Source organism: Thalassospira sp. ABD4_177 (assembly GCF_056160125.1).
This window is the reverse complement of record NZ_JBSWWO010000001.1, coordinates 1,357,201-1,369,522: the sequence shown is the minus strand read 5'-3', so window position 1 is coordinate 1,369,522 and position 12,322 is coordinate 1,357,201. Positions and strand designations below refer to the sequence as shown.

Here is a 12,322-nt window from a genome sequence, read left to right as displayed (position 1 = left end):
GCAAACCAACATGAAAACCATCGCCCGCCCCGCCTTTGCTGAAACCGAAGAAAAGAAATCGCGTTTTCTGGCCGAACTCGTTTTTCATGACGACCTGGCCAAGCGGATTGATGAGCTGCGCGCCCTTCATCCCAAGGCCAATCATCATGTAAACGCATATCGCTATCTCAATGACGAAGACCAGCTGATCGAGCATGGCAAGGATGACGGGGAACCATCAGGCACGTCAGGCATTCCGTGCCTCAAGGTGCTTCAGGGGCGAGACCTGATCAATGTGGCTGTCATCGTGACGCGCTATTTTGGTGGCACGAAGCTTGGCACCGGCGGGCTGGTGCGTGCCTATAGCGGGGCGGCCAATGCCGTCTGTGACGTCGCCGAGATTATTGACTATATCCCGCAGGGCGAAGCGGAACTTTTTGCCGGATTTTCCGATGCTAGCACACTCGAACAGGCCTGTGCACAGGATGGCATCACCATTCTGGATCGTCAGTTTGACACGGACGGCACGCACATCAAAATTGCCGGGCCCCGCACTGAGCTGGCAGAGCTCGCAGAACGGTTTCCGTTGCCTGAAACTGAGTAAGGTTAAGTCGGGATAAGGTTCTAGCGTTTGCGCGACGTGCTTTCGCGCTGCTGCAATTCAAACCCGACATCAATGATCTTCTGTTCAGGCGTTTCGCCATCAAGCGCAGCCTGGATCATCGCCACCGCATGCTTACCAATCGCATAGCGGTCTGTGTGGATCGAGGTCAGGGACGGGTAGCTTGCTGCCATCATCTCAAGATCGTTAAAGCCGATAATCCCCATCTCATCGGGCACAGAAATCCCCGCCTTCTGACAGCCAAACAGCGCGCCAAGGGCCAGGTCATCGTTGTTACAAAACACGGCATCAAGATCCGGGCGACGTGCGCGCAATTGCCCGATCAGCTCAGCACCAAGTGTGACACTGGACGATGTGGTGGTTGTCATGATCAGGTCAGGGTCATACCGCCCACCTGATCGCATGGCTTCCTTGAAGCCTTCCATGCGGCGGTGCGAACGCGGATCCATCCGCGCGCCCAAAAACCCGATGCGCTTATAGCCCTTTTGCACCAGATGAATGCCCGCAGCACGACCACCTTCGAAATGCGAAAAGCCGACCATCATGTCGATCGGGTCATCGCCGACTTCCATGATCTGCACCACCGGGCACGGCGCATTTTCAAGAAGCTCGCGCGTGACATCAGTCTGATCGGTACCGGCAATGATCATGGCCGATGGCCCCTGACCGAGGAAGGTACGCACAAGACGCTCTTCTTCCTTCGCGACATAGCGCGAATTACCCAGTTGGACCTGATAGGCGCCCTGATCAAAGGCGTCATAAATCGCACGCAGGGTATCGGCAAACACGTTGTTGGTGAGCGACGGCACGATCACGCCAATGATGTTGGAGCGAGTCGATGCCAGCGCACTGGCATGGGAATGCGGCACATAATTAAGCTTTTTCACCGCGTTATCGATCTTGCGGCGCAGGTGATCGGACACCTTTGAGGGATCACGCAAGGCACGTGAAACGGTGATGGTGCTGACCCCGGCCTTTTCGGCAACGTCAGAAATGGTTGGCCGCCCGGCCCCTTTGCGTTTCCTCATACCTTTACATTTATTACGTCTTTTCCGCAGCGACAAGCACCTTGTGCCTTCTTGTGAAATAGGGTGTTGACGTGATGTTAGCGCTAACATTATGTTAGCGCTAACATCATAACACAACAGGGCTGCCCAAGAGTAAAACCAAGCCCTGAAAACCAGTGAGAACGAAGAACCTTATGAACCGGCAGACCAGATATGTTGTCGTCATGGGCGTGTGCGGATCCGGCAAAACCGAAACGGCACGCCGCCTTGCTGCGGCCACCGATAATGCGTGGCTGGATGCGGACGACCATCACCCCAAGGCCAATGTTGATCATATGAGCCGTGGGCTGCCGCTTAATGATGAAATGCGCTGGCCGTGGCTGGATGCCGTTTCCACCGCAGCCGAACATATTGGCCAATCCACCGATCCGACGACCCCGCGCGGCAATCCGTTTCCCGGAACCGTTTTTATCGCCTGCTCGGCGCTCAAGCGTCGCTATCGCGATTATCTGCGTACGCGTCTGGGGGCGGTCAGCTTCGTTTTCCTCAATGGTCCCCGCAACCTGATATTCGAGCGCATGAACAGCCGTGCCGGCCATTTCATGCCCTCGCAACTTCTTGACAGTCAGCTTCACGATCTTGAACCGCCGGGCCCCGATGAAGACCCGCTGGCTGTCTCAATCGAAGGCCCGCTTGAAGACATCGTCCAAACCGCTGTTTCGGGTTTGAAGCAGCGTTACGCAGCATCAGATGCCAGACCGGCACCCGAAACTGACGTAAAATAATCAACCCAGGGAGAAAACAGATGAAAACGTCCTTGAAAACACTGGCTGGCGCAGCGCTTGCCATTACCATGACCACCGCCGCACCCTTTGCGGCAAATGCCCAGGATTACGACCTTAAATTCCAGTCGAGCGATCCGGCCGGCAACCCGAACTTCATCATTCAGCAGGAATGGGCAGAACGTGTTGGAACCCTGACCGGTGGCCGCATTTCGATCGAGATGCTGCCGGTGGGATCCGTTGTCGAACATAACGAAACCCAGGATGCGATTGCCGCTGGCATTCTTGATGGTCACATCACCGATACCAGCTATTTCTCGGGCAAGGACCCGGCATTTGGCCTGATCGCGAACCCGGTTGGCGCCTGGTCCGATCCGCAGGAAATGTTCCGTTTCATGGAATATGGCGGCGGCAAGGAGCTGATGAATTCACTGGTCGAGCCGTATGGCCTGCACTTCATTGGCGCAACCACACCTGGTCTTGAAGCATTTGTTTCCGCGGTCCCGCTTGATGGTGTTGATGATCTTAAGGGTCTTAAAATGCGTGCGCCGGAAGGCATGGTGAACGAAGTGTTTGCCGCAGCCGGTGCAACCCCGGTCAACATTCCGGGTTCGGAAGTCTTTACGTCGCTCGATAAAAAAGTGATTGAGGCTGCCGACTATACCGTGTTCTCGACCAACCAGGCCCAAGGCCTGCACGACATTGCCAAGCATCCGGTCTATCCGGGCTTCCACTCCATGCCGCTGGTTGAAGTTTCAATGAACAAGACCAAGTGGGACAGCATGCCGGCCGATCTTCAGGAAATCCTGACGGTTTCGGTGCGCGACCTTGCACAGGATGAAGTTTCCCAGCTGGTTGCCAAGGACATGAAGGCCGTTGCCGAAGCCCGCGCGAAGGGTGACATCACCATTCACAACTGGTCGCAGGAAGAACGCAACAAGTTCCGCGCCATTGCCACCAAACAGTGGGAAAAGGCTGCTGCGCGTTCCGAGAATGCCAAGAAGGTTTATGATACCCTGATGGAGTATCTGACCTCGCAGGGCATGATCTAAGACCCAAAGCACCGATCCGGGCAAGAACACCCTGATCCCTTGCCCGGATCACAGCAGCCTGCGGGGATGACGGTTGTGCGAACTCGAATTTGTCACCCCGATGCAATCTGGCATCTCATCACGTTTTGAGACGACGTGATTGGAAAGCGGCCTCCCCCGCTGCCAGATTGCAGGCTGTTTGTATTACGCCCCCGAAGGATTATCTGTGATGACCCATCCCGCGGAACAGAACGCACCGATCCTGCCAGAACCGGAAACGACAACCGTCCCGGCGGTCTCGGGCCTTTTTGGCAAAATGGTCGAGAAAACCGGCACTGTGTTTGCCATCGGCTTTCTGGCCTCGATGAGTGTTCTGATCATTGAAATCGTCATGCGGCATGTCTTTGACAGCCCGACACTCTGGGCCCATGAAACCACAACCTTCCTGTGCGGGATCGGTTTTGTGTTTGGTGGCCTTTTCTGTGCATCGCGTGACAAGCATATCCGCGTGGTCATCATTTATGACATTGCCGGCCCGAAACTGCGCCGCTTCCTTGATATCGCGATCTCATTGATCTGTGCGATGGCGTCAGGCTTCTTTGCCTGGGCGGCATGGCTGATGGTGGGGCGGGCGGCCTTTGCGCCGGATGGCTCGGTTCGCCTGGAAACCAGCGGATCGGCATGGAACCCGCCATTTCCATCCCTGCTTAAGATCTTTTTGCTGATCGTGATGATCGCGCTCACCGTGCAATTCATCATTTTGGCAATCAATTACATGCGCGGACTTGGCGGCAAAGACGCCACCGAGTAACGCAGCAATCCCGTCCTTATTTGAAATTCGACATGCGAACATGCGCATTCAGGAACCGGCTTGATGTTTGATTTACAGTCCCTTGGCATTGAATACGGCACGCTTGCCATGTTCGTCATGCTGCTTGGTTTTCTCATTACCGGGATGCCGCTGGCATTTGTCACGCTGCTGATCGCACTGATTTTCACGCTGGGCTGGTTTGGCCCGATGGCCGTGCCGCTGATTACAAGCCGCGTCTATTCATTCGTTTCATCCTTTGTCTTTGTCTCGGTGCCGATGTTCGTCCTGATGGCGGCGATCCTCGACCGATCCGGGATTGCGCGCGATCTGTTTGATGCCATGCGGCTCTTTGGCGGCAGGCTTAGGGGCGGTGTCGCCGTTCAAACGATCTTTGTCGCGGTGATCCTGGCCGCCATGAGCGGCATTATCGGCGGCGAGATTGTCCTGCTTGGCCTGATCGCCCTGCCCCAGATGCTGCGCCAGGGGTATGACAAGAACCTGGCCATCGGGGTGGTTTGTGCCGGTGGGTCGCTCGGCACCATGGTGCCGCCCTCGATCGTTCTGATCATTTATGGCCTGACGGCCAATGTATCGATAGGTGATCTGTTTACTTCGGCCTTTTTACCGGGCTTCATGCTGGCCGGTTTTTACGTGGCCTATATCCTGTTTCGATCCTACACCGGCAACAACGTTGCCCCGCCACCGCAGACCGAAAAAATCCCACATGCGGAAAAGATGCGCCTGCTCAAAGGTCTGTTCCTGCCGATTTTGGTCGTGTTCTGTGTTCTGGGATCGATCTATGGCGGGATTGCCTCGGTGACAGAGGCATCAGCCGTTGGCGTGGCGGGCGTGATTGCCTCCACCATCCTGCGCCGTGAATTTTCGCTATCCATGCTCAAAGCCGCCGCTGTTCAGACGCTGTCGACCTGCGGCATGATTGTCTGGATCGGCATCGGCGCATCCGCGCTGGTTGGCGTGTTTAACCTGATGGGCGGGATCAAGTTTGTCTCGGGGCTCATCACCGGCATTTCCGATGATCCGACCATCATCATCCTGTTCATGATGCTGATCCTGTTTGTGCTCGGCATGTTCCTTGATTGGGTTGGTATTGCCCTTCTGACCATGCCGATCTTTGTGCCGATCGTAAAAGAGCTCGGCTTCGATCCGGTCTGGTTCGGGGTGCTGTTTGCCATGAACATGCAGGTCAGCTTCCTGTCGCCACCCTTCGGACCCGCCGCGTTTTACCTGAAATCCGTGGCACCACCGGACATATCACTGGGTGATATCTTCAAGGCGCTCTTGCCCTTCATCTGCCTGCAGATTTTGGCCGTTGCCCTGTTGATCATCTTCCCGGGCATCACCGGACGCTAACAACCGACATTGTTCAGGACGGAGCCAATCGGCTCCGTCTTTTGCGTTTTGAGGTTTGAAATGAAAATCACCGCAATTGAAACCGTGCGCATTGCCGAACGCCCCAACCTTCTGTGGGTCGAAGTTCATACCGACGAGGGGATTACAGGTCTTGGCGAGACATTCTTCATGTCTGAAACTGTCGAGGCCTATTTGCATGAATATGTCGCACCGCGCGTGATCGGGCGCGATCCGTTACAGATTGATCTGCTTTCGGCTGATCTGGTGGGCTATGTCGGGTTTCGCTCATCCGGGGCAGAAGTACGCGGCAATTCCGCCTTTGACATCGCGCTTTGGGACATTTTCGGCAAGGCAACCAACCTTCCGATCACCCAGCTTCTGGGTGGATTTTCACGATCTGAAATTCGCACCTACAACACCTGTGCCGGAACCGAATACATCAAAAAGGCCACCGGCCAGACGACGGCCAATTATGATCTGAATGCCAAATCGGCCAAGGATTATGACGACCTGAACGGCTTCCTCTATCGCGCAGATGAACTTGCCGAATCCCTTTTGGCGGACGGCATCACCGCGATGAAAATCTGGCCGTTTGATATCGCCGCCGAGAAAACCCGCGGGCAATATATCTCGCTGCCGGATCTTAAATCCTGTCTGGAGCCGTTTGAGAAAATCCGCAAGGCCGTCGGTGACAAGATCGACATCATGGTCGAGTTTCATTCGATGTGGCAGCTTCTGCCCGCCCAGCAAATCGCCAAGGCACTGGCACCCTACCAAACCTTCTGGCACGAAGACCCGATCAAGATGGACAGTCTTTCAAGCCTGAAACGCTATGCCGAGATCTCGCCCGCCCCGATCTGTGCATCAGAAACACTCGGATCACGCTGGGCATTCCGTGATTTGCTCGAAACCAATGCCGCCGGCGTGGTCATGCTGGACCTCAGCTGGTGCGGCGGCCTGTCGGAAGCCCGCAAGATTGCCGCGATGGCAGAAGCCTGGCACCTGCCCGTCGCCCCACATGATTGCACCGGCCCGATTGTCCTGACCGCCTCGACGCATCTGTCGCTGAACGCACCCAACGCGATGGTGCAGGAAAGCGTGCGGGCATTTTACAACACCTGGTATCGCGATCTGGTGACCAACCTGCCGACCGTCAAAAACGGAATGATCACCATCCCCGAAGGACCGGGTCTAGGCACCGAACTCAATCCCGATCTGGGCAAGGTATTTACGGTTTCACGTAGGAAATCTGAGAGAGAATAGGAGGCCTACTCTCAAAAAACACTCACCCAAAGCAATCAAAGCAAAGAATACTGCTTTACTGCATCACGGAGGTTATCGGCCTGCTTTGGGTCTCGGAAGAAACTATAGTAAGCTGGCTCACCAACCTCTTTTAACTGCACAGAAATTATATGAATTGCTTCTTCAATTACCGCTGTTCTCTCGCTAGGAGGGCGGTTTCGGCCAAGTAACGAGCACAGCATCAGAATATGAAATGCCCCGTAAGTTACAAAAGTGTCCTCGGTCCGAGCCTTGCCACGGATGCGTATCTCATCCTCGATGAACTGTTTCTTGTCTTCAATCAAGTCAAACCAGTCCAAAGCTTCCACGATTGTTTCTGCAGTCGCTGAATTAAATATTCGATCATACGCCTCGGAAAAAATACTATCTGAGTCCCTCTTCGCCCTGGCCGGTTCGTGCAACTTGTACGCCATAATGAGCTGGCCAGCCTTGAGAGCATCTAAGACCCTTTCGGTCTTTGCAATTTTCCTCGAAATCAGCCCTCGGCGACGAACGTACGTAACACCATATTCAGCAAGCTCACTTTCTAGCTTAATTTGTCTTCCATCATTCACTTTCAAATCTCGAGATAAGATGCGGTTTTGAGTGTTAGTCGACACTGCAATCTTACTTATCAACTCCGGATCGTCTGTCTCAAAAATACGAAACAAAACCGACAGTTCATCAAACTCTCCAAAATCTGGATAGTAGTCTTTCATTGCGTCAAATATAGCGGAGCAAGTTTGAGCTCCATTCACAATGGAGAGCCTTTTCACTCCGACTTTCGGCGTATCCATTGCCGCCTTCATCACCTTGCACGTTGTTCCAACCATCGTGATGCCGTTGTTGAACGATGCAAAATGTCTTTTTTCACTGGATGCAGCAGTTTTGAAAATCTCTTTGTTCACAGGATTGTTGAAACCCAAAAATCCCCTCACATTCATATCGAACAGTGAATAGTCGATTTTGCGCTCGTCCCTAATATCTCGAATGAGGTCATAAAGCTGACGAGCAGATATATACCCAACAAAACTGCGGAGTTCGGAGTTCCCGAATTCGACAACTCCTGCATCTCTGGCAAAGAATGTGTGACTTGTCCGTGAACTGTGTGCATCGATACAGAATTCAACGAACTCCACCATGTGAAATTGCTCAATTCCAATATCTTGACTTTCTAAACTTCTAGCGACTGGCCGCAACTCATGATCCACGCAAGGCTTACCGTTGCTTACTAACCAGAGCTTAAACGCAGGAAATTCTTTGTCCTGCAGATCCCTGATTTCTAAAATTTTTTGCTTTAGCTTCGGGTTTACTAGCTTATCTAGTTCACTTTTTCGGTCCTTTAAAACCTCAAAGAACTTGAGTGACTTCTCAGCGGCAGAGACTTTAAAGGCATTTCGTGCCTTCCTTTCACTATCGTGAACTTTTGACTGAAATAAATGAACGACAGGCTGATCTGACTGGCGATCAATATAAATTGCATCAATCCCACAATCGTTGCCACCATCAGTATAAGACTCTTCAATCTCAGACTGATCTTTATAAAATCTATGACTGAGAAACAGGAATACCAACGATAGCTTCTTGGCCGGAACCAATCGATCCTCGCAAAGTTTATCGAGACGATCATTCAAGCGAGCAAATGCATCTGGATCAAAAGCTACTGTCAAAAGAGAAACCACCACACTTCGATTGCACCAAAAACTAAAGTAATTTAACCAGAACCACTTATTGCATGTCCATTTAATTGAATTTCTTTTTCGCAAAACACCTAAAACGCAAAAAGGCGGCGCTGATTGGCGCCGCCTGTTTTAATTTTTCACGTCTATCGGAGTTACTCGGAAATCGGCGTCCGCATGGTTACGAACTCCTCGGCAGCCGACGGATGGACCGCGACGGTTTGGTCGAACTGGGCCTTGGTCGCCCCCATACGCACTGCAATGCCGATGCCCTGAATGATTTCAGCGGCATCCGGGCCGACCATGTGGGCACCCAGCACCACGTCAGTGGTCTTATCGACGATCAGCTTCATCAGCGTTTTTTCATCACGCCCCGACAGGGTGTGGCGCATCGGCTTGAAGGTCGATTTATAGATATCGATATCCTTGCCCTTGTCGCGCGCCTCTTCCTCGGTCAGGCCGACGGTACCGACCGGCGGCTGACTGAAGACGGCGGTCGGGATGGCCTGATAGGCCATCGACCATGGCTTACCGCCATAGACGGTATCGGCGAATGACATGCCCTCCTTGATCGCGACCGGGGTCAGCTGCACGTGATCACGCACATCGCCAACCGCATAGATGTTGGGGACGCTGGTTTGCAGACCGGCATTGGTCAGGATCGCGCCCTTGTCATTCAGTTCAACACCGGCCTGTTCAAGACCCAGACCATGGGTTTTCGGCTCACGACCCGTGGCGAACATGATGGCATCGACTTCCTGATGACCACCGCCCGTGAGGGTCAGGGTCAGCGAGCCGTCATCGTTCTTGGCAATCGCCGTGACATTGGTGTGCAGGCGCAGATCAATGCCCTTTTTCACAATCTCTTCAGCCAGATGGTTGCGGATATCGTTATCAAAACCGCGCAGGATCTGATCACCGCGATAGAACTGGGTCACATTGGCGCCAAGACCAGCGAAAATACCGGCGAACTCGACCGCGATATAGCCACCACCGACAACCGCGATGCGTTCTGGCAGGCCTTCGAGATGAAAGGCCTGGTTGGATGAAATCGCATGTTCAATGCCCGGAATGTCGGGCATGACCGGTGTGCCGCCCACTGAAATCAGGATGCGCTCGGCCGTCACCGTCTTGCCGCCGACATCAAGGGTGTGGGCATCTTTGAGCACCGCGCGGCTTTCAAACAATTCAACGTTTGAACCGGCCAGAAGCTTTTTATAGATGCCATTCAGACGCTCGATCTCGGCATCCTTGTTGGCAATCAGCGTCTTCCAGCTGAAGCTCGGCTCCTCGGGCAGGGTCCAGCCGTAGGACGCGGCATCTTCGAAATCCTCGGCAAAATGTGCGCCGTAAACCAGCAGTTTTTTCGGAACGCAGCCCCGGATCACACAGGTGCCACCGACCTGGCTTTCTTCGGCGATGGCGACCTTTGCGCCATATCCCGATGCCACGCGGGCTGCGCGCACGCCACCCGAACCGGCACCGACAACAAACAAATCAAAATCATAGTCCGACATGCGGAAATCCCTGTTTTTGGTCAATTGACAACATGGCGCCAAATGTAGGGCGAATTTGCCAAGAGTCGAGGTAAAACCCGGCAAATCAGGCGTAAAAATTGTGTGATGGCAGACAATCGCACGCCCCAAACCGGCTTTGGCAAAAAAGGCCGCAACTGGGGAATAGCATTTTTAAACTTTTAGGTTATATGATGAGCAAGACGCGATGGGGATTGCGACAACTTTGATAGGATTTTATCCATGAACGACCATATCCACGGTCAGGATGCGTCTTTTGACACGGCACCGCGCTTTACCGACGAGCGCGGCGGGAATACGGCCCTTGTCTGTTACGGGCTTATGATCGCAACCCTGTTTACCGCCTTTGCCACCGGGCTGATCGCGCTGATCGTATCCTATGTCGCGCGCGAAGACGACAATCACTGGACCAACAGCCACTACACGTTTGTAATCCGCACATTCTGGATCAGCATCCTCTATGCGATCATTCTTGGCTTCTTCACCTTCGTGATTGGCTGGATCCCGCTTCTGGGCTGGGCGATTGTCGGCCTGATGGGGCTTTACACCACCGCGTGGTTTATCGGGCGTAATGTGATTGGCATGTTGCGTGCCCTGAATGGGCGTCCGATTGATAACCCGCAAAGCTGGTTCTTTGGCTGATTGCCAACAAATTCGGTGCAATCGGCGGCAAATGCCTTTGTCCGATTGCACCGGACTCCCCGGCCCGTTAAAGTTGCCAAAGAACAACATCTGAAAAGAACATTCGATACGGACAGGGGTAAAAAGTGGCGTCGTCTGCACAAGGGTCTGGCGATAAAATGCGCTGGGAAGATCTTCTTTCTTCGCATCGGCTTGAATTCAAGGATGGCAAGGTCCGCTTGCCCGAAGGCGCGCCCTATCCCACGCCAGATGGCCGAAGCCCGTTTCAGATCGATGTCGACCGGGTGATTTTCTCATCCTCCTTCCGGCGCCTGCAAAACAAGACGCAGGTTCATCCGCTTTCGGACAATGACCATGTCCATACCCGCCTGACCCACACGATTGAGGTCGGCTCGGTCGGGCAGTCACTTGGCCTGATGGCGGGTGCGCATATCGTAAAAAACCTGCCCAAGGGCTCGGAAACCACGGTGGCCGATATCGGCTATATGGTTCAGGCGGCCTGCCTTGCGCATGATATTGGCAACCCGCCATTCGGGCATTCCGGCGAAGATGCCATCAATGAATGGTTCACCACATCGCGCCTTGCCAAGGATGAGTTGACCTCACGTCTTTCCGGGCCGGAACTTGAAGATTTGCGCCATTTCGAAGGTAATGCGCAAGGGCTTCGCATCATCAGCCAGCTTGAAATGAAGCGCTTTGATGGGGGTCTTAACCTGACTTACGGCACACTTGGCAGCTTCATCAAATATCCGCGCAGCACGTCCGTGCCCGACGCGCGTCGCAAGGAATATACCGGCCTTAAAAAGCCCGGTTATTATCAGGCGGAACGCGATATTGCCCACGCGATTGCCAGAGTTTGTGGCCTGTCACCGCTGGAAGGCTTTGACGGGGCATGGCGGCGCCATCCGCTGGTCTATCTGGTCGAGGCGGCCGATGACATTTGTTATTCCGTCGTCGATCTGGAAGATGGCTGGGAACTGGGCTGTGTCAGTTTCGAGGAAGTCGAACGCGCGCTTGCCCCGATTGCCCGCCACCCGGAAAAATATGACGGCGATGCCGAGCAGCGCTGGAACGACCTGCGTTCTGAGGGCTGGTATGCCGAGAAATCGGAAAATGACCGCATCGGCTTCCTGCGTGGCAAGGCGATTGGCAATCTGGTCAAGGCGGCTGTTGATGCCTTCATTGAACATGAAGACGCGCTGCTTGCCGGCACCATCGAAGGTGACCTTCTGGCCAACACACCGCTTGGTCCGCATGCCAAGGCCTGCAAAAAGCTGGCGGTACAAAAGATCTATAACGCCCCGCATGTGTTGCCGATTGAAATGGCCGGATTTGAGGTCATTAATGGCCTGCTGGACAGCTTTGTCCGGGCGGCCATCGACATTGACGAACATAAAAATCACGGTAAACGCCTGCCGCCGCAGGCCGACCGGATCGACAAGCTGTTGTCGGGCAAACTGATGGCGGCCCCGGACCTCTATAGTCGCCTGATGCGGGTGATGGATTACATTTCCGGCATGACGGACCGCTATGCGGTCACCCTGTTTAGGAAGCTTCAGGGGATTACCATCTAAGAAAGAAT

The 12,322-nt window shown here is 53.9% G+C and carries 11 protein-coding genes; 8 read left to right on the top strand and 3 right to left on the bottom strand.

Annotated elements, in window-relative coordinates; genetic code table 11:
* Positions 1 to 10: 10 nt before the first annotated feature.
* Positions 11 to 583: an IMPACT family protein gene (locus ACXAF0_RS06255; protein ID WP_475344906.1), complete on the top strand. Its 573-nt coding sequence runs from the start codon at positions 11 to 13 to the stop codon at positions 581 to 583.
* Positions 584 to 603: 20 nt separating this feature from the next.
* On the opposite strand, the gene gntR is transcribed toward ACXAF0_RS06255, so the two are convergent.
* Entirely contained in the window at positions 604 to 1,629 is a 1,026-nt protein-coding gene (gene gntR / locus ACXAF0_RS06250; protein ID WP_475344905.1) for an HTH-type transcriptional regulator GntR, read from the bottom strand.
* A 173-nt stretch (positions 1,630 to 1,802) separates the two neighbouring features.
* Between gntR and ACXAF0_RS06245 the strand changes: the two genes are divergently transcribed.
* The 5 genes from ACXAF0_RS06245 (at position 1,803) to ACXAF0_RS06225 (ending at position 6,866) form a co-directional block, all read left to right on the top strand.
* A complete protein-coding gene (locus tag ACXAF0_RS06245; RefSeq protein WP_475344903.1) occupies positions 1,803 to 2,393 on the top strand; it encodes a gluconokinase in 591 nt (196 codons plus the stop codon).
* A gap of 20 nt (positions 2,394 to 2,413) precedes the next feature.
* Positions 2,414 to 3,442 carry a TRAP transporter substrate-binding protein gene (locus ACXAF0_RS06240; protein WP_475344902.1) on the top strand — a complete coding sequence of 343 codons (1,029 nt, stop codon included), beginning with the start codon at positions 2,414 to 2,416 and terminating at the stop codon, positions 3,440 to 3,442.
* 208 nt (positions 3,443 to 3,650) lie between these two features.
* Positions 3,651 to 4,232 (top strand): TRAP transporter small permease subunit, encoded by a 582-nt coding sequence (locus tag ACXAF0_RS06235; protein WP_475344900.1) that lies wholly within the window; start codon positions 3,651 to 3,653, stop codon positions 4,230 to 4,232.
* 63 nt (positions 4,233 to 4,295) lie between these two features.
* Complete coding sequence (locus ACXAF0_RS06230) at positions 4,296 to 5,603, top strand: TRAP transporter large permease (RefSeq protein WP_475344898.1); 1,308 nt, start codon at positions 4,296 to 4,298, stop codon at positions 5,601 to 5,603.
* A gap of 60 nt (positions 5,604 to 5,663) precedes the next feature.
* On the top strand, positions 5,664 to 6,866 hold the full coding sequence (locus tag ACXAF0_RS06225; RefSeq protein ID WP_475344896.1) for a mandelate racemase/muconate lactonizing enzyme family protein: 1,203 nt from the start codon (positions 5,664 to 5,666) through the stop codon (positions 6,864 to 6,866).
* A gap of 35 nt (positions 6,867 to 6,901) precedes the next feature.
* On the opposite strand, the gene ACXAF0_RS06220 is transcribed toward ACXAF0_RS06225, so the two are convergent.
* Both ACXAF0_RS06220 and gor read right to left on the bottom strand, forming a co-directional pair.
* The gene (locus ACXAF0_RS06220; RefSeq protein ID WP_475344894.1) at positions 6,902 to 8,569 is read right to left on the bottom strand and encodes an AIPR family protein; all 1,668 of its coding nucleotides are present in this window, start codon (positions 8,567 to 8,569) and stop codon (positions 6,902 to 6,904) included.
* A 149-nt stretch (positions 8,570 to 8,718) separates the two neighbouring features.
* Positions 8,719 to 10,080 carry a glutathione-disulfide reductase gene (gene gor / locus ACXAF0_RS06215; protein ID WP_475344893.1) on the bottom strand — a complete coding sequence of 454 codons (1,362 nt, stop codon included), beginning with the start codon at positions 10,078 to 10,080 and terminating at the stop codon, positions 8,719 to 8,721.
* 240 nt (positions 10,081 to 10,320) lie between these two features.
* On the opposite strand from gor, the gene ACXAF0_RS06210 reads away from it, so the two are divergent.
* Positions 10,321 to 10,740, top strand: coding sequence for a DUF4870 family protein (locus tag ACXAF0_RS06210; protein ID WP_475344891.1), 420 nt, complete (start codon positions 10,321 to 10,323; stop codon positions 10,738 to 10,740).
* Between the two features lie 125 nt (positions 10,741 to 10,865).
* Complete coding sequence (locus tag ACXAF0_RS06205; RefSeq protein WP_475344890.1) at positions 10,866 to 12,314, top strand: deoxyguanosinetriphosphate triphosphohydrolase; 1,449 nt, start codon at positions 10,866 to 10,868, stop codon at positions 12,312 to 12,314.
* Positions 12,315 to 12,322: the final 8 nt, after the last annotated feature.